General features: G+C 53.8%; 10 protein-coding genes. 7 read left to right on the forward strand and 3 right to left on the reverse strand.

Going from position 1 to position 19,574, the window contains the following annotated elements; all coding sequences use genetic code 11:
• Nucleotides 1-155 precede the first annotated feature (155 nt).
• A complete protein-coding gene (locus J0A68_RS22215; RefSeq protein WP_206580461.1) occupies nt 156-2,576 on the reverse strand; it encodes an ABC transporter permease in 2,421 nt (806 codons plus the stop codon).
• A 585-nt stretch (nt 2,577-3,161) separates the two neighbouring features.
• Between J0A68_RS22215 and J0A68_RS22220 the strand changes: the two genes are divergently transcribed.
• The 7 genes from J0A68_RS22220 (at nt 3,162) to J0A68_RS22250 (ending at nt 15,552) form a co-directional block, all read left to right on the forward strand.
• Nucleotides 3,162-5,042, forward strand: coding sequence for a 7TM diverse intracellular signaling domain-containing protein (locus tag J0A68_RS22220; RefSeq protein ID WP_206580462.1), 1,881 nt, complete (start codon nt 3,162-3,164; stop codon nt 5,040-5,042).
• A 306-nt stretch (nt 5,043-5,348) separates the two neighbouring features.
• Nucleotides 5,349-8,441, forward strand: a complete 3,093-nt coding sequence (locus J0A68_RS22225) for a SusC/RagA family TonB-linked outer membrane protein (RefSeq protein ID WP_206580463.1) — start codon at nt 5,349-5,351, stop codon at nt 8,439-8,441.
• Between the two features lie 21 nt (nt 8,442-8,462).
• Nucleotides 8,463-9,989: a RagB/SusD family nutrient uptake outer membrane protein gene (locus J0A68_RS22230; RefSeq protein WP_206580464.1), complete on the forward strand. Its 1,527-nt coding sequence runs from the start codon at nt 8,463-8,465 to the stop codon at nt 9,987-9,989.
• Nucleotides 9,990-10,106: 117 nt separating this feature from the next.
• On the forward strand, nt 10,107-11,201 hold the full coding sequence (locus J0A68_RS22235; protein WP_206580465.1) for a LamG domain-containing protein: 1,095 nt from the start codon (nt 10,107-10,109) through the stop codon (nt 11,199-11,201).
• Between the two features lie 86 nt (nt 11,202-11,287).
• Nucleotides 11,288-13,240 (forward strand): glucoamylase family protein, encoded by a 1,953-nt coding sequence (locus J0A68_RS22240; protein ID WP_206580466.1) that lies wholly within the window; start codon nt 11,288-11,290, stop codon nt 13,238-13,240.
• 126 nt (nt 13,241-13,366) lie between these two features.
• Nucleotides 13,367-14,956, forward strand: a complete 1,590-nt coding sequence (locus tag J0A68_RS22245; RefSeq protein WP_206580467.1) for a glucoamylase family protein — start codon at nt 13,367-13,369, stop codon at nt 14,954-14,956.
• Nucleotides 14,957-15,042: 86 nt separating this feature from the next.
• The gene (locus tag J0A68_RS22250; protein ID WP_206580468.1) at nt 15,043-15,552 is read left to right on the forward strand and encodes a hypothetical protein; all 510 of its coding nucleotides are present in this window, start codon (nt 15,043-15,045) and stop codon (nt 15,550-15,552) included.
• Between the two features lie 308 nt (nt 15,553-15,860).
• Here the strand turns inward: J0A68_RS22250 and J0A68_RS22255 are convergent, their stop codons facing one another.
• Both J0A68_RS22255 and J0A68_RS22260 read right to left on the reverse strand, forming a co-directional pair.
• Nucleotides 15,861-18,266 carry an ABC transporter permease gene (locus tag J0A68_RS22255; RefSeq protein ID WP_206580469.1) on the reverse strand — a complete coding sequence of 802 codons (2,406 nt, stop codon included), beginning with the start codon at nt 18,264-18,266 and terminating at the stop codon, nt 15,861-15,863.
• A 752-nt stretch (nt 18,267-19,018) separates the two neighbouring features.
• Nucleotides 19,019-19,249, reverse strand: a complete 231-nt coding sequence (locus J0A68_RS22260; RefSeq protein WP_206580470.1) for an acyl carrier protein — start codon at nt 19,247-19,249, stop codon at nt 19,019-19,021.
• Between the last annotated feature and the right edge of the window lie 325 nt (nt 19,250-19,574).

Consider the following 19,574-nt stretch of genomic DNA (forward strand, 5'->3'; position numbering starts at 1 on the left):
CCCACTATTTGCTTCCGTAATGCTTCACTGAACGTTCTCCTTTGCCTAATCTTAAGTCCGTTTTTCATCTTGTCTGATTGTTGGGACAACCAACAAATGTGACAACTTTATTTAGGCATTGTCACTCTTGTCTTGATACTCCCGTCTTGATCCTGCTATTCATCCTTCAGACTGTCCACCGGATTGGCGAGCGCCGCTCTCACGGCCTTGGAGCCGACGGTCAGCAGGGTAATGAGGAGCGAGGCGAGCATAACCAGTACAAAAAGCCCTATGGATATTCGCGTTTGGTAGGCAAAAGTCGCCAGCCACTCCTTCATCATGAAATAGGCCAGGGGAATCGCCAGCCCAAAGGCCAGCAATACCATCACCAAAAACTCTCTGGAAAGCATAAACGCAATCTGGGGAATGGAAGCGCCGAGCACTTTGCGTATCCCGATTTCCTTCACCTTCTGGCCGATCATAAAGGACACCAGCCCATATAGCCCAATACAGGAAATCAAGATCGCCAGCCCTGCAAATATCTTGTAGACCAGAGCCAACTTTTGCTCCGACTCATAAAACTCCGCGATGGTCTCGTCCACAAACTGTCCCGCAAAAATCTGCTCGGGATATTGCGCTTCGAAGGTTTCTTGTATCGCTGTAAGCGTCGCCCGGTCTGCCGAACGATCCAGCTTCACGGCTACCTGCCGGAAGATGGGTTTGGTGCTGAAGATCAGCAATTGCTTCATCTCCTCACGCAGGGAGTTCACGGCAAAGTCCTTCACCACGCCGCTGATCGGCACCCATTTCCCCCTCCCTCCGACTCGGATCAGCTTGCCTACCGCCTCCTCTGGGTTTGAAATCAAAAGTTTCTTGGCCATGGTTTCGTTGATCACCACAGATCGCAGCGTGTCGCTGGCCGGATAGCCAGCCCCGGCGACAAACTCCATCTCGTAGAGGTCGAAATAGTCTTCGTCCGCTATCTTCAGAAAAGCCGGAAAGGGTACGTCTTCGGTTTTTTGGTCGAAGTAAAAATTCGTCGCCGAGTTGTTGTCCGAGGAGGGAATGTCGGATTCCTTGGTCGCGGCGATTACCCCGGGGATGCGCAGCAGTTCCTGCTTCAGCGTCTCCATACGGTTGGTCTCCCGGGTGTCGGAGGGCACGTCAAAGTAGTAGATCGCCTCCTTGTTGAATCCCAAATCCGTGTCCTGCACCAGCTCCATTTGGCGGACGGCGATCAGCGTGCCGATCATCAGGATCTGTGCGATCGCAAATTGCATCACGACCAAACCTCTCCGAATGGGAACGCCCCCGATCTCCGCTCCCTGAAACTTGTTTTTCAGCGCCTGTATGGGTCGGAATCGGGAAATCACCAAGGCGGGATAAAACCCCGACAGCAGCGTCAGCCCGAGCATCAAGACCAGCATGAAGGCCAAAATCACCGGCTGGAAAAAGCTCACGTCAGCCGGTACGTCGGCGATTTTGTCCAGATAGGGCAATAGCAGGTGGGCCGCAATCAGTGCCAAAACCGAGGAAATCAACACCGAAAGAAAAGTTTCGCCCAGAGACTGCAAGGCGATCTGCGACTTGGAGCTGCCCATGACCTTTCGCACACCGATCTCCTTGCTCTTGCCGATGGCCTGCGAGGTGGTGAGGTTTACAAAGTTGATCGAGGCCATCACCAGGATAAATATACCTACCAGCACCAAGGTTTGGATGGTGGACTTGCGCACCAGCCGTCCGCTCAGGGGCTCCAGGTCAGAATTGAAGTGGATATCGGCGAGGGGCTGCAGGTGATGGCTTTTGATGCTGTTGCCCCTCCCTTCGAAGTGTTTCTTCGAAAAGGCATCCAGCTGCGCCTGCGCGGCGACCATGTCCGTGGCTGGATTGGTCAGGACATACACCTGAAAATTGCTGCTGGTACTTCCCCACTGCCCCAGGTCAAAGTCAAACTCTATCGGATGCGCGCGCACCGTCTCATAGGCCATCATGGCGTCAAAGTGGAAATTGCTGTTCTCTGGGGTATTCTCCACCACCGCTCCCACTTCCAGCTCCACGCCGTTGGTCAGTTCGAGGCTTTTCCCCATGGCATTTTCCCAGCTGCCATAAAACCGCTCAGCCTCCGCCCTGCTCAGCACCATTTTCCCCGGCTCATCCAAAACGGACGCAGCCCCAGCCAAAAACTCCAGCCCAAAAAGATCCACATACTCCGAGGTCGAATAAAAGAGAAACTCTGTTTTGAACTTCTCCAAATTTTCGCCCTGCCCATCAGTGCGCACATTGAGCTGCACCTCCGTGTTGACGATCACGGGTACGACTTTGTCAAAAGCCAGCTTGTCGGCCATGAGCGCGTCGGGAAAGGGATTGGCCACGCCGGGAGTGGACTCGACACCATCCTCGATCTTGTCTTGGGTATAGATGCGGTACACGTGGTCGTAGTTGGGCTGAAACTTGTCGTAGCCCAGCTCGTAGGCGACGATCACGAAAAGCAACAAGGCGGCGGTGATGCCTACCGTGAGTCCAAAAATGTTGATGATGCCTACCGACTTGCTTCGGGCTAGGCCTCTCCAGGCGATTTTAAAGTAGTTTTTGAGCATTGGATAGTTGGGGAGTTGGAGGTTTGGAAGTTGGAGGTTTTGGAGTCTAAGACTGAATTACTGGTAAGCTGTGAGTAGTAAGTCGTTAAAAGTGAACTGCGGTTCTTTGACAATCCGGGCAACAAGTACCGCAAAGCCGGAGGTTACGCACTGATCTTCAATGGCAAGCTGTTAGCTTGGGAAAGCTTTGAGGCACCTCCCTTCTGGTCTAATCCTTGGCTTTCAGCGTTGACAATTTTTTCGCTCTCGAAAATGCTGGTTTCCATAGTCTAGCTACTTGATACTTGACACTTTCCACTAATCCCTCTTCTCTCTCAAATCCATGCCAGTCCAAAAAGGCCCTTGAGGCTAAAGAAACAGGCTATCGCTCTTTTTCATGCGGACAGTTTCGTCCGCCAGTGGGCGAAAGTGGCGGGCGGTGAGTAGTGAGTAGTAAGAGGTGAGTAGTAAGCGGTAGGAAGTTGTACATGGTACTTGGTACTAAATACTTGATACTAGATACTTGCTACCAGATACTCGACCCTTGCTACCAGATACTCGATCCTTCGTATCTTAGCCACACTAAACCGACAAACCCAAGTAACAATGAGCTGGAAATGTTTAGCCATTGGCCTCATTCTGTTTTTTTCCGCCTCTTCGCTGTCCTTGGCCCAGCGGATTTCGGGTTCCTCCACTTTTCGCATCGAGGATGATCTGGAGGAAAGGATTTTCGCCATCGACCAACTTGAGTTCTACGAAGACACGAGCAACCTGCTGGACTTCGAGGACATCATCCAAGACCGCTTCCAGGATCAGTTTCGCATCCGGCCCGACTTTGACAAAAGCAACTTTGACATCAACCATACCTACTGGGTCAAGCTGTCCATAGAAAACGACCCCAACAGCTCGAAAAAATGGCTGATTGAGTTTTACGACCAAAGCATAGACCTGCTCACCGCCTACCTGCCCGAGCGGGCGGGAGGCTACCGCACCGTCCTGCTGGGAGACGCACTGCCCTTTGACGTGCGCTCCTTCAAGCACAAAAACTTTGAACTGGTCATCGCCAACGAAACCGAAGGCATCTCCAACTACTACTTCAAGATCCGCTCCTCCCAGAAGGCAGACATCCGGATCGCCGTCCGCTCCGTCAACCGCTTTGTGTACTACGCGCTGAGCGAATACTTCGCCTATGGGATTTTCTACGGCATGATCGTAATCATCGGGCTGTACAACCTCCTGATCTATTCCGCCATCCGCGAGGTCAAATACCTCTTTTACACCTTCTATCTGGCCAGCGTCGGCATCTACGCGATGTGCGTGGACGGCATCGCCTTCCAATACCTCTGGCCGCAGAGCCCCGGACTCAATCAGGTTGCCAACGGGCTGTTCAGCTATTCGATTGTCCTTTGGGCGATTCTCTTTTCCATCAAGTTTCTCAACACCAAAAACCGCTCTTACACCATCCACGTGATCCTGCAGGTGATACTGGTCTTGAAGACCGCACTGTTTTTGGGAGGTTTTCTGGTCGATCAAAAGCTCTTCGAAATCAGGTTTTACGACGTGATTCCCTTCTTTTTCATCTTTGCCGCCAGCATCCACATCTGGAGCAAGGGCTACCAAGTCGCCCGTTTCTTTGTGATAGCCTATGGGGTGCTCTTCTTGGGCGTGACGATAAAGGCCCTGGTCAACGCGGCCATCATCCCTCACCAGACCCTGCTATATTATAGCCTTCACATTGCCTTTCTCCTAGAGATGCTGCTTCTGACTTTTGCGCTGGCCGATCGGGTGAGAATCCTCAAGGACAACCGGGACAGGGCTCTTCGCCGCACGATCCGACAGATCGAAACCAACGCCGAACTGAAGGAAAAAGTCAACCGGGAGCTGGAGCAAAAAGTCCGTGAGCGTACCAGCGAGCTCGAACAGAAAAACCGCCTGCTGGAGGAGTTTGCCCGTCAGGTGAGTGAAAAAGACGAGGAGATCAAGCGGATCAACTCCCTGCTCGACCGCGACAACTACAAGCTGAAAAGCAGCATCCGTGAATCCTTCCAGGCCCGGCTCAGCAACAAGCTGCTGACCTTCGAGGAGTTTAGAAAGATCTTCCCCGACCAGTCGGCCTGCCTGCGCTACCTCGAGGAGGCCAAGTGGGGCCGTGGCTTCGAGTGCCGCCAGTGCGCCAATACCAAAAGCTCCAAAGGACCCAAAGTCTTCACCAGACGCTGCAGTCGCTGCGGCCACATCGACTCGGTCACCGCCGGGACGATCTTCCACGGAGTCAGGTTTCCTTTGGAAAAGGCCTTCTACCTCGCCTACAATTCCATCACCAAGCATGAGAAGCAGACGCTCGACCAGCTTGCCGAGCTGCTTGACCTGAGAAAAAATACGGTGTGGGCATTTCGAAAGAAGGTGGCAAAGAGCCTGGAGGAGGTGGAAATCACCCAGCCCAATTGGGACGATCTGCTCGCACTTCAGGATTTTTCGAGCACCTAGGCTGGCTCCGGATTTTCTCCAAAAAGAGGCAAAACCGGGCTGTTTCAAAGGCTTTTTCCCCACTTAGTATCCATGCGGGACAAAAGCCTCCCCGATCCCCTTCTATTTCGACAAAAGGCCATTTTCAACGAAAATGAACGGGGAAATTTCAACACCTAAAACGCAACGAAATCAAAAAATTTATCACGGAAAGGGCATCGCCAAAACATCGGAGCATCGGCTCTTTCCTAGATTTCAGCAATCGTTTCCGGAAACGCCGGCAACTACCACAAATCTCTTTTAGTCATAACCCAAAATCCCTTTCGTATGAAGATGCCTTTACCCTTGAGTAAGGAGGCATGGAAGTCGGAGATCAGCTCTCTGGCTAGACTATCCATGATGACGGCCCTGCTGTTTTGGACCGTTTCACTTACGGCATTTGCCCAATCCGTGCAAGTCAGCGGAAAAGTCCTGGACGCTACGGGCTTTGGCCTACCAGGAGTCACAGTCCTTGAAAAAGGAACCAACACCGGCACCGTCACCGATGTGGACGGTAACTACGCCATCAACGTCAGCTCGACGCAGGCTACCTTGGTATTCTCCTTCGTCGGATTCGAATCGCAGGAAATCCTCGTAGGCAACCAAACCACCATCAACCTGACCCTCAAGGAAGCCATTGGAGCGCTGGACGAGGTACTGGTGATCGGGTACGGTACGCAAAAGGAGAAAGACCTGACCTCCTCCATCACCACGCTGAAGACGGAAGACATCGTCAAGACGCCGGCTCCCAACGCCATGCAATCCCTGCAAGGCCGAGTGGCCGGGGTACAGATCGTGAGCAACGGCGCGCCTGGAGCCTCTCCGACTGTCCGCGTCCGTGGTGTCGGATCTTTTGAGGGCAACGCCGCCCCGCTCTACGTAGTGGACGGGATGTTTTTTGACAACATCGACTTCCTCAACCCCAACGACATCGAAAACATCTCCGTGCTGAAAGACGCCTCCGCCTCCGCCATCTATGGCGTGCGCGCTTCCAATGGCGTCATCCTCGTCACGACCAAATCCGGCTCCTACGAGCAGGCTCCGGAGATCGTGTACGACGGCTACTTTGGTGTGCAGGTACCGCAAAACGTGCTGAAAATGGCCAATACCCAGCAGTTTGCGCAGTATATCCGCGAGACTGGCTCGGCGCCTGACATCGCATTCCTTGAAAATGCCATCCAACGCTACGGAAGAAGCCGCATCGACCCCAGCCTGCCAGACGTGAATACCGACTGGTACTCGGAGATCATGAGCCCGGCTTCCATCCAAAACCACAGCTTGACCTTCAACGGCGGCTCGGCAAAAACCCGCTATTCCATCGGAGGAAGCTATTTTTCCCAAGATGGTCTCCAAAACGAGATCCGCAACGAATACAAGCGAATCAACCTCCGTGCAAAAATTGACACGGACGTCAAAGAGTGGCTGACCGTGGGAGGAAACTTCAACTTTGCGGTGGCAAGACAATATGTGGGCGAGGATGCAGCCTGGTTTAGGGCTTATTTCGCAGTGCCAACCATCCCGGTCTACGACGACCTCAATACGGCAGCAAACCCCTACAACCTGTCCAACGCGCAGCAGGTGGGATATAGAGGAAGCCAAAACCCCTTCTATCCCCTGCTCTACACCGACAACCGAAACAACATTGCCAAGGTGACCGGCAACTTCTACGCGGATCTGAACCTGATCCCAGACCGCCTAGACTTCCGTACTTCCTACAACTACAGCCTGGCTTTGGTCAACTCCCGCAACGTCAACTTTGCCTACAACGACGGCGTGACCGAGTCCCAGTCTGCGCTGAGACGCCAAAACGAGGCCGGTTTCAACCAGATCATCGACAACTACTTCACCTACAACAACATTTGGGGTAACCACATGCTGACGGTGACCGCAGGACAGTCCTTCCGAACCGAGTATGCCGAAGTGCTTTTTGCAAGAGGCACCGGGCTCAGCCCCAATCCTACCTGGGAGAACGAGGAATTTTGGTACCTGTCCAATGCGAGCAACTTTGACCTGAACGGTATCGGTGACGCCAACGGCAACACGATCAATTCCAACCTGAAATACCTCTCCTTCTTTGGACGGGTAGCCTACAACTACGACGAGCGATACCTGCTCTACGGTACCTACCGTCGTGACGGCAACAACAAGTTTCAGCAGAAATGGGGTGACTTCTTCACCATCGGCGCCGGCTGGGTCATCACCGAAGAGGACTTCTTTGGCGTGGACGCGATCAACTTCCTGAAGCTGAGAGCCTCATGGGGACAGCTTGGAAACGACGGCATCCGTCCTTCCATCGGTGCCCCTACCCTCCAGGAGACCAGCACCGCCCTGGGTGACGTGCGCTACATCGGTCGCCGACTCAACCCAACCTTCGACCTGATCGACCGCTGGGAGACTACCGTGGAAAAGAACTTTGGCCTCAATGCCAAACTCCTCGAAAACAGGCTGTCCATCGACGCGGACTACTTCATCCGCGACACCAAAAACCTGGCGGTGAGCATCATTCCTCCAGTCTTCCGCTCTACGGAGAGACGCAGTGTGGGCGAAATCAGAAACCAAGGTTTCGAACTGAACGTCACTTGGGCGGATGACATCAACGACGACTTCTCCTACTTCATCGGAGGAAACGTCGCCACGCTGAAAAACACCGTGCAGAGCCTCGGCGGGCCCACCAGCTTGGACGGCGGTTCGGCGGAGTTCAGACAGCGATCCATCGTGGGAGAGCCCTATCAGGCCTTCTTCGGATACGAGGCGATCGGGGTCTTCCAAAACGAGTCCCAGATCGAAAACAGCGGCTATACGCAGGCATTCATCCAGGAGCGCAACCTGGTGCCGGGTGACCTGATCTTCAAAGACCAAAACGGCGACGGCGTGATCAACGACCAGGACCGGGTGGTGTTGGGATCTTTCCTTCCCAAGCTGACCTACGGTGCCAACCTCGGCTTCTCCTGGAAAGACCTGGAGTTTTCCACCCTGATCCAGGGACAGTCTGGCCACAAGATCCTCAACAGAAAGCGCGGTGAGATCATCTTCACCAACGACACCAACATCGATGCGGACCTGGCCACCAACCTCTGGAGAGGAGAAGGCACTTCAAACAAGTACCCTTCAGCGGCCGGACTCAGAAAAGGCTGGAACCAAAACTTCAGCACCTACTTTGTCGAGGACGGATCCTACTTCCGCATCCAAAACGTGCAGATGGCCTACACCTTCCGACAGGTCGCCCAAGGAAAAGTCCCCATGCGACTGACCTTCACAGCCGAGCGTCCGCTGACCGTTTTCAGCTACAACGGCTTCAATCCGGAAGTGGCCAACGGCATCGACCGTCAGACCTATCCCATCCCTGCGGTGTACACCCTAGGACTGAATGTCAAGTTTTAATCCCAAAACAACCGAGAACTCATGAGATTATTCAATAAACTATCGATACTGGCGCTGTCTTCGGCTTTGGTCTTGCCTACGGCCTGTTCCTTGGACGTCCCCTTGGAAAACGTCCAAAAGGTAGAAGCGACCGACTATACCCAGACCGAAAACATGATGCTGTTGGTCTATGGCGCCTACGCCCAGCTCAACGAGCTGCAGTGGGAAAGCTTCCCCACCATCGCCCTACGCGGCGATGACGTGAATCCCGCAGGTGACCAGCAACCGCTGATCCGCACCGACCTCTACGACTACGACCGCAACTTCTGGCTGTACAATTCCACCTGGCTCAACCTCTACTCTGACATCATCTACTGGCATGGTGCCATGGAGGAACTCACGAAGTACCAGGAAGCTGGGGCCAGTGCCGCGCTGACCAACCAGTACATCGCAGAGATGAAAGTGATGAGATCCTTTGAGCTCCTGCAGCTGGCTAGGCTCTGGAGTGACATCCTCATCCCACGAAGCTCCCAGCCCAGCGACCTGTACAATGTCGAGCTGTCCACCTTTGATGAGGTGATGGAGCACATCTCCGCCCAGATGGACGAGGCGATCCCCAACCTCGCCGCCGTACGACCAAACCAGCGCACTGACGTGCCTGGCGGCATCACCAGATACACCGCTTTGGCTGTGAAAGCCATGGCCAACCTGGAGATGCACAACTACCAGGCTGCCGCAGACGCGACCGGTGAGATCATCGCCCAGGGAGGATTTGCCCTGATGGACGACTACTACCAGCTGTTCAAAATCCCCGGCAAGCTCAGCAGCGAAAGTCTGATGGAGCTCCAATACTCCGACTACGGCACCGCTACCGGTACCGTGAACCGTTACCTGTGGGATTTCTTTGGCCCCGCCAGCTGGACACCTTCCGTGTCCGGAGCCGGAGGAGGCTGGGGATTCTGGGAGCCTTCCATCGAGTACGTGAAGTTCATGCTCGGCAGAGGCGAACGCGAGCGTCTTGAGGCCACCGTGCTCTTCACTCCCGATGGCATCGCCCAGGTCAAGTCCGATCCTGCCTACGCCACCCTGCCTTCTTGGGTGAGCAACGTGACCAAAGATGGCGACGTCTTCAACAACCACCCGAGATACAAGTTTCTCAGTGGCAAGCATTACCTGCCATCCAAGCAGCTGACCGCGGGACGGTTTACCTATGGGGAAAACAAAAACTTCTCCGTGATCCGCTATTCCGAGGTGCTGCTGATGCACGCCGAGGCACTGACCAGCGGAGCGACCAGCTCCGTGATGAGCGCCTCCGACGCGGTGAATGCCGTAAGAGCCCGCGTAGGCATGGCCCCGCTTTCCTCCGTGACCTTGGATCAGGTTTTGGATGAAAAACTGGCCGAGTTTGCCACCGAGTGGGGAATCCGCTTCTTTGACTTGGTAAGACATGGGAAAACCGCTCCCCTCAGCTACGGAGGCCGTACCTACACCGACGCTGACCGCTTCCTGCCTTATCCGCTGGAGCAGCAGGATATTCTGCCTCAGCTGAAAGACGCCTCCAAGCCTTGATTTTTCACTAACAGTCAAACCCAAAAGCGATGAAATCCAGCAGGGACAAAAACAACGGTCACTTCGATGCTTGTCAGCCCTGCGGGATTCCATCTGGCCTCTAAAACAAACAAACAGATGAAACGCAATTCACATTTCCTTCTTGCGGGCCTGGCAGCCTTGAGCTTTGCCTGCAAGGATAGCTATATTGACGAAATCACTCCCGTGGCCCCCGGAGCTGACTCAGCCTCTCCCGAGGTGACCGTCAGTTTTCCCTCAGAGGGCACGATGATCCGGGTCACCGAGGACGTGACCTCCATAGACATCAAGTTTGAAGTAAGGGACGACATCGAGATCGGAGCCATCAAGGTTCAGATGGACGGTGCCGAGATCGGCTCCTACGCGGAGTTCAAAGACTACCGCCGCGCGGTGGTCACCCTTCCCTACGACCAGCTCGACAACGGGGAGCATATCCTGAAGGTGATCGCTACCGACCTCGCCGGCAAGACTACCGAGGAGACGGTCAACTTTGAAAAAGCGGAGCCCTACCAGCCCAAGTACGAGGGCGAGGTCTTCTATTCGCCCTTTGACGGGGAAAACCTGGAGCTCATCACCCTGACGGAAGCGACCGTGACGGGAGCGCCGGGATTCACCCAAGACCGGGTAGCTGGCACCAACGCCTACTCCGGCTCTACGGGAGCCTACCTGACCTTCCCGACCGCGGGACTGCTCAGCAACGAATTCAGCGCGGTGTTTTGGTACAAAATCAATGCGACTCCAGACCGGGCAGGCATCCTGGTAGTGGGCCCGCCAGACACGGCCAATCCCTCGGCTCCAAACAACCGTACTTCCGGGTTCAGACTGTTTCGCGAAGGCTCTGCGACCAGACAGGTCATCAAGCTGAACGTAGGAAACGGTACGGCAGACTCCTGGTTTGACGGAGGCGACGCGGCTGCGATCAACCCATCCACCAACAAAGGCTGGGTGCACATTGCCTTCACCATCTCCTCCAAAGAGGCGGTGGTCTACATCGACGGCAAAGTCGCCAAACAGGGCACCTTCACCGGCGTAAGCTGGACCGGCTGCGACATCCTCTCCGTCATGTCAGGGGCTCCCCGGTTCTCCGGATGGAACCACCTCTCTGACCTGAGCTACATGGATGAGCTGAGAATCTTCAACAAAGCGCTGACCCAAGCCGAGATTCAGAGCATCATCGACGAAGAAAAGCCTTAATCATCTCCACAGCCGGAGTTGCCGGTGTGGCTTTCCCAAAGCGGAGAGACCACGGCGGCAGCTTCGGCTGCTTTACCTTTTACCCAATGAAACCTACACTTTTTCTACTGGCATTTTTGCTTTTCCTGGGCGCATGCAGGGAGGACGAAAATCCAGACCTTCTCCTCCTCGAAGCCTCCGCCGGCACCACGCCAATCCCGCTGGACGGAAGCATCGTCGAAAACATTCCCCTCGACCGCGGCATCAGCCTGAAGTTTTCCGAAAACCTGGACGCCGGTACCGCGGCGAGTTCCTTCATCCTCAGAGCAGGCAGCCAAACGCTCCCAACCAACATCAACTTGCCCAGCGGCAACACCGTGACCATCCAAGCCCTTGGCGGGCTCCAAAGCGGACAAGTCCACCAACTGGAGATTTTGGGGTCGCTGAGATCCGCCTCCGGCACTTCCTTCCCAGGACAGACGCTCTCCTTCAAGACACAAAGCGGATCCCTGGCCATCGAGTCCGCAAGCTTTGCGGGAGAAGAAGCCCTCCCCAACGGCACCATACAAAATGTCACCCTAGCCTTCTCGGCCGAGATCAAGTTTAACTTCCCCCTGGATCCAGGCTCCCTGCAGTCGGGCGTCCAACTCACCGGGCCAAGTAGTCCCAGCCTCGCTGTGGATCTGTCTAGTGACCAAAAAACCCTACAAATCCGCTCCTCCGCACCGCTGAGCTACCTGTCGAAGTATCGTCTTTCCCTTTCCTCCACAGTCTCGGGAGCCAATGGAGAGACTTTCTCCGGCTGGCAAAAGGACTTTTACACCTCAATAGACCCCAACCCGAAGTTCCCTGCAATCTCGGACGAAGCACTCCTCACCAAAGTACAGGAGCATACTTTCCGCTATTTTTGGGACTTTGCCCATCCTGCCAGCGGCATGGCCCGAGAGCGAAACACTTCGGGAAACACCGTCACCTCCGGCGGCAGCGGCTTCGGGGTCATGGCACTGATCGTGGGCGTGGAGCGCGGGTTTATTTCGCGTACCCAAGCGGTAGAGCGCTGGACAAAAGTGATCGGGTTTCTGGAAAAAGCAGACCGCTTTCATGGCGTCTGGCCCCACTGGCTCAATGGCGAAACTGGCAAAACCATCCCCTTTAGTGCCAAGGACAACGGCGGTGACCTCGTGGAGACTGCCCTTCTGATGCAGGGGCTTCTCACCGTCCAGGCCTATTTGGATCCGGCCGCTTCTGCGGAAAAATCCCTCAGCGATCGCATCACCACGCTCTGGCGCGGCGTAGAGTGGGACTGGTACACCAAAAACAACAGCGGTGTGCTCTACTGGCACTGGTCGCCCGACTTTGCCTGGGAGATGAACCTGCCAGTCAGCGGATACAACGAGTCCCTTATTGTCTACGTCTTGGCCGCCAGCTCTCCTACCCACCCGATCTCCAAGTCCACCTATGACCAAGGCTGGGCGAGGAATGGCGCGATACGAAACGGAAAAAGCTTCTATGGCGAAGCCCTTCCCCTGGGCGTGGACTATGGAGGGCCTTTGTTTTTCTCCCACTACTCCTTCCTCGGACTCGATCCAAGGAACCTCCGAGACCAGTACGCCAACTATTGGGAGCAAAACGTGCAGCACTCCCTGATCAACCAAGCCCACGCGGTCGCCAATCCGAAGAGCTTTGTCGCCTACTCGGAGGACAACTGGGGCTTCACCGCCAGCGACAACCACCAAGGCTACAATGCCCACTCCCCGACCAACGACCTGGGTGTGGTCACGCCGACGGCGGCGCTTTCCTCCTTCCCCTACACGCCGGAGGAATCCATGAAGGCCATGAGGTTTTTCTACTATGCTCTGGGTGACAGGACTTGGGGCGACTACGGCTTTTACGACGCGTTTAACGTCTCCGAAAGCTGGTATGCGGATTCCTACCTTGCCATCGATCAGGGCCCCATCATCCTCATGATCGAAAACCACCGAAGCGCTTTGCTTTGGAATCTCTTTATGAAAAACACAGAAGTAAAGGCCGGGCTCGACAAACTCGGTTTTTCCTACTAACAGAACATCGCTGACCCGGAAAAGAAAAAGACGCCAAATCGTCGAATTGACATCAAAAACAGCCAAAGACTACCCCCTGAACCTGGAATAATCCCAAAGCTAACCGGACTCCGAAAAAAGAAACCAATGAAGACATACCTGAAAAACCCACTCAGTCTCGGCATCGCGCTCCTCTCTCTGGCTTGGAGCTGCGCCCCCAAAGAGTCCCAGACCTCCAGTCCCGTCATCGCCAAAGGCTACGATCGCCATGTGGAGCTGCAATGGCCCAAGCAGGCCGACGTAGATTCCTATGAGGTCTGGGTCAGCACCGGCAACAACAAGTTTGCGAAGCGCGGTACGGTCGCCGATACGATCTACATGGACTTTGTGAACGATCTGGGCAAAAACCTCAACCTACAGTATAAAATCGTCGCCATAGACGGTACCGGAGGATCCTCTGACCTGGGTTTGGCGCAAGCCTCCACCCGGGACTTTACCGATGAGGAGCTGGTCAACATGGTGGAGTATTACACCTTCCGCTACTTCTATCAAGGTGCCGAGCCTACCTCGGGCATGGCTCCGGAGCGCATCCATATCGACGGGGACTATCCGGAAGACGACCAGCACATCGTCACCACGGGAGGAACCGGCTTCGGCATTTTTGGGCTTTTGGCTGGGATAGAGCGGGGCTGGATCACCAAGGAGGAAGGTGCGGCGCACTTTCAAAAGATGGTGGACTTTCTGGAAAAGGCAGACCGATTTCATGGCGTTTGGCCGCATTGGCTGGATGGGCAGACCGGTCGGGTCAAAGCCTTCAGTCCCAACGACAACGGCGGGGATCTGGTGGAGTCGGCCTTCCTGATGCAGGGTCTGCTGGCCGTGAGGGAATACTACAAAAATGGCAATGACCAAGAAAAAGCCATTGCCGCCAAAATCGACCAACTCTGGAAAGAGATGGAATGGGACTGGTACACCCAAGGTGGCAAGGACGTGCTCTTTTGGCACTGGTCACCCGACAAGGAATGGGTGATGAACTTTGCGCTGGAGGGATACAACGAATGCCTCATCACCTACATCCTGGCTGGCGCCTCCCCCACCCACACCATATCCCCTGATGTCTACCACAAAGGCTGGGCAAGGAGCGGCGGGATCAATACCGACGTGGAAGCCTATGGCTATCAGCTCAAGCTGAAGCACAATGGCTCCGAGGCCATGGGCGGACCGCTCTTCTGGGCTCACTACTCCTATTTGGGACTGAATCCAAAAGGACTGAAGGACAAATACGCCGACTACTGGGAGGAAAACCGCAACCATACACTGATCAACCGCGCCTGGTGCGTGGAAAACAAAGATGGCCACAAAGGCTACGGAGAAGACCTCTGGGGTCTCACCGCCAGCTACTCGGTAAAGGGATATTCGGCACATCGTCCTGGCGATGACCTGGGGGTCATCTCCCCCACGGCCGCACTTTCGTCCATGCCCTACACGCCCGAGGAAAGCCTAAAAGTCCTCAAAAACCTCTACTACAACTACGGGGAGAAGGTCTTTGGGCGCTATGGCTTCTATGACGCGATGAGCCCCGAGGCAAACTATTACCCCAAAAGATACCTGGCCATCGACCAAGGACCTATCGTAGCCATGATCGAAAACCACCGAACCGGACTGGGCTGGAGACTCTTCATGGGCGCTCCGGAGATCCAGGCGGGACTGGACAAGTTGGGATTTGAGAGAAAGTGAGAAGTATGAAATCAGAAAGCTAAATCCTCTTTACAAAAAAGGAGACATCTTTTGGATTTCGAAAGGAGGCGTATCTTAGCGTAGCCATGGCAAAACGCACCCAAGCCAAACTTCTCAAAAAGCTCCAGCTGCGCTTTGGCAAGCTGCGCGAAAGCCTGGAGCCCTACTACCATCACTTGGACTTTAGGCTTTTTGAGGACTTTGGCGACGATGCATTTGCCTATCTGATCGAAAAGGTCAAAGGCGTGGACATGCTGGATCTCAACGAAACTGAGATCGGCAACGACAGCATTGCGCTGCTTCCCCGCTTGGAATACGTAAAGGAAATCCGGGCGAAAAGCTGCAAAAACCTAGACGACGACTGCGTGCCCTTTCTCAACCAAATCAAGGGCTTGGAGTTTCTCCATTTACGCTACACCGGAGTCACCATCGATGGATTGCTTCAGCTCACTGGGCAGCCACAGCTGAAAACCCTGATGTTTTCGGAAGATAAGCCCGAAGATATCCGGGAGAGACTTTCCATGCTCAGACGGCAGCTTCCCAGTTGCGAGTTGGTGGTCAATGGCCAGACGGTCGATATTGACGATGAGTTTTGATTTGCGATTTTTGATTTACGATCTACGAGCACCTGGGCAGTACCGAGCTGACTTTACCACCTTGCCACTTTACCACTTTCCAACTATTGGACATCGGAATTTTATACTCTAAGAAATCCGACATAAGGTATAAGGGCTTCGATATACGCTACTCCGTAGCTCCAGTGCTCAGCCTGACAAGACCTCGGAATTTTCCAATTTTTAAATTTTGCAATCCAATACACCGGTCATTTCTGATTTACGACCTGCGAGCACCTGGCCAGTACCGAGCTGACTTTACCACTTTCCAACCCCATACTCCCGGCTCCCTACTCGCTCTTTAGGCTTTTCACCGGATTCATCAGTGCTGCCTTGATGGCTTGCGAGCTGACTGTAGCCAAGGCTACCAGCACCGCGATCAAGCCGGAAAGCACAAACACCCACCAGTCGATGTCGATGCGATAGGCAAAATCCTGAATCCAACTGTCCACTACATACCAGGAAACCGGCACGGCGATGAGGATCGCCACCAGCACAAGCTTGACAAAATCCCTGGAAAGAATCGCCACGACGCCGCCTACCGATGCCCCGAGCACTTTTCGTATACCGATTTCCTTGACCCGCTGCTCTGTCGTGAAGGTCGCCAAACCGAAAAGCCCCAGGCAGGAAACCAGGATAGAAAGTCCTGTCAGCATGCCCACGATAGCGCTCACCGTGCGATCGGCTCGGTACAACTCGGTGAAGTGGTCATCCAAAAACTCATATTCAAACTCCCGCTCTGGCACGACCTCATTCCAAACCGATTCCAAATGGGCAATGGCTTCAGACACGCGCTCACCGCTTATTTTCACGGAGATTTCGTCGTAGCCCCAGTCCTTTTGATTGAAAAGCGTCAGGGTCTCGATCTTGTGGTGCAGGGAATTGAAGTTGAAATCCCGGACAACCCCCACAATCCGGGCAGCTGAATCCATCCCGCTAAATCCAAACTGGCGGCCGATCAAGGAGGCCAACGGTTTTTCTCCGCCTTCCTCGTTGAGAAGCTCATGGGCAAGCGACTCGTTGACGATATAGGCTCGACCATAGTCGGCTTCTGTATCTTCAAAATTCCGTCCCTCGATCACTTCGATTTGGTAGACATCGAGAAAATCGTCGTCCACGACCACCTGGGAGGTGGCGAGGTTTCTGGCGGGGCCGTCTCCGTGGTAGGTGACGGAGGTTTGGTGCAGGTTGTTTCCCAAGCGCTGGCCCGATGCGGTTACGTTTTGGACCAAGGTGTTGGCGAGCATCTTATCCTTGAGTACTCCATATCGATCAGAGTATCGGCCGATAGGAATCGTGACCACCTGCTCATGGGAAAAGCCCAAGTCCCTTTCCTGCATAAACTTCACCTGGCGCGTCGCAAAAAAAGTGGAAATGATCAGAAATATCGCGCAGCTAAACTGCACCACCACCAGTACATTGCGAAAACCGGACTTCCTCCTACCGGACTCGGCGGAACCTTTCAGTACCTTCACGGGCTGAAAGCTGGACAAATAGACCGCGGGGTAAATTCCCGACACCACGCCGACTCCGACAGCGCCCAAAACGATAGAACCCAGAAAAACAGGATCGGTCAGCAAAGGGAACTCCAGTTTTCGCTGGCTGAATTCATTGAGAAAAGGAAGCGTCAGAAAAACGATCAGCACAGCAAGCACCATGGCGATGACGCTGATGAGGATTGACTCGCCGATAAACTGGAAATTAAGCTGGCTTTTGGATGCGCCCGAGGCCTTGCGCACTCCGATCTCCATCGCCCGGCTGATGGACTTGGCCGAGGAGAGGTTCACAAAATTGATCCCTGCGATACACAGCACGATCAGGGCGATGTAGAAAAAGATCCGGGTATAGGCCCCATCAAACTTCTGGTAGTTGAGATAGTCGTGGGTGATGTTCGTGGACCCCGCATGCACCTGGTCCAGGGATTGCAAAAAAAGCTCGTAGCCTTTTGCCCTTTCCTCAGGCATGTGGCCTAATAGGTAAGCCGGAAATTTGGCTTCCAACGCCTCAATATCGGTGCCGTCGACCAGCTCCAGGTAGGTTGTCAGCCAATTGCCTCCCCAGTTTTCCATGTTTCTCTCGCTCACGAAGGTGCTGAAGGACGCGATCCCCTCAAAGTTGATGTGGGAGTTGGCCGGGATATCGGCCAAAATACCCGTCACCGTAAAGTAGGCGCTGTCCTCCTCCGCTACCTCGAGTACTTTTCCCATCGCAGACTCAGTTCCAAAGAGCTGTGCGGCGCCAGACTCGGTCAGCACCAGGCTTCTTGGCTTGGCAAGGGCGGTGGCAGGGTCTCCTTCCAGCAATTTAAAATCAAAAATCTCGAAGAAAGAAGAATCCGCCCAAATCGACTCTGATAGGGTAAAAGTGGATTCGTTGATGCGAAACTTCATCTCTCCGCTTGGTCTGACCCTCACATAGTTCAGGATTTCGGGAAACTCCTCCTTCAGGGTCGGCCCCATGGGAAACATGGACAAGGCCACGTTTTGGGGGGCGACCATGCCCTCCCACTTCTGGACTTCATTGAGTCGGTAAATATTCTTGGTGTGGATCGCATCAAAGTCCCGCTCGTAATTCACAAAGAGCAAAATCAGGATGCACACGGCCATCCCAATCGACAGCCCCAGAATGTTCAATGCCGAGAAAAGCTTGTTTTTCCTCAGGTTACGAAGGGCGGTTTTCAGGTAGTTTTTCCACATTTTGGAGGAGTTGAAAGATTGGAAAATTGGAAGATTGTAATATTCAGGATCGGTAAAGCAACAGGTTTCGAGGGGACTAAAACAGAAAGGTCAGTCAGACTGGGCAGAATCAAAGTCCAAACTCCACAATCCTGTCAGACTGAGCACTGGAGCTACGGAGTAGCGTATATCGAAGTCCCATTGATAACTCTTCCTCACTTCAACTTCCGGCCTTGGACACCGCCCGATCACTTTTCCCCAAAAGGAAAACCCATTTTCCATGCCATCCCAAAACGCCTCAAGCATCCCTGATTTATAGCATTTCCTTGAATTTGCAGAAGATCTTTCGGACAGTTTCGTCCGAAAGTGGGCAATCCATTTACTATTCAATGATTTTAGTAACCTCAAAGGTTTCTATTACTAAGCGGGAATAAACCTGTTTGATGGCTTTGAACCCGGCACTCAATCTCCAGTCCTGATCAAACCATCATTTCCTAAGCTGGAAAGCGTACGAGGAAGCGGCAGAGATCGACCGCCAATTCCAAGAAGCATGGAAACGGGCAGAAATGCCGCTGAAAGGCTCGGAGATTAATCCCGAAAAGCGAGTGGATGTAGCGCTGAGGATAGACAACAACGCCCCGAGAGAGCTGATCTATCTCGACGCCGCGCTGTGCGTAAGATAAGCACTGAGCGCCAATGCCATGAAAGCTGGCCCAGAGACATCCGCATAGCCTATACAGGACGGCGATTGGCAGACCTACTCCACTAAAAACCTAAGCGATCAACAGCGCAATCACCTGAGCAGGGGCGTGGATTTCCTCGAGCTTTTCCTCATCGATTTCTCTTTGGAGTTCATACTCCAGTTCAAAGATCAACCCGGACACAAAAATCCTGTCCATTCTCAGATCCCGCACAAAGTGGTCGTACTTCCTTCCTCCAGTAAGCACAATACCATAGTTTCTAAAGACTTGGGAGATCTTCCTCAGTTCGCCGTACTTGTTCATGTTGGTTTGGGTTTTCGGTGATGCTCCCGCCAGTCTCCTACTGGCCAAAAGCAGGCTATACCTTCCTGACAACCCAAGCTGGATTCACCCCTACCCAGAGAGGAAAAAGAATCAAAAAAATCCATCGAAACGGGGATTTTTTTGGCAACCATCGCCATCCAAAAGGCTAGATCTGAACAACTAGATCCCCAGAAAGCAGACTCGAAATACGCCAGCCGACCAAGCACAAAAAATCCCAGCGATTCTGTGAATCGCCGGGATTTCTTATTTGGGAACATGATTATCCGCTTTTATGCCAGTAGGCAGCAGTGACAATTCGAAAGAT

It is taken from the genome of Algoriphagus oliviformis (genome assembly GCF_017254915.1).
Taxonomy (GTDB): Bacteria; Bacteroidota; Bacteroidia; order Cytophagales; family Cyclobacteriaceae; genus Algoriphagus; species Algoriphagus oliviformis.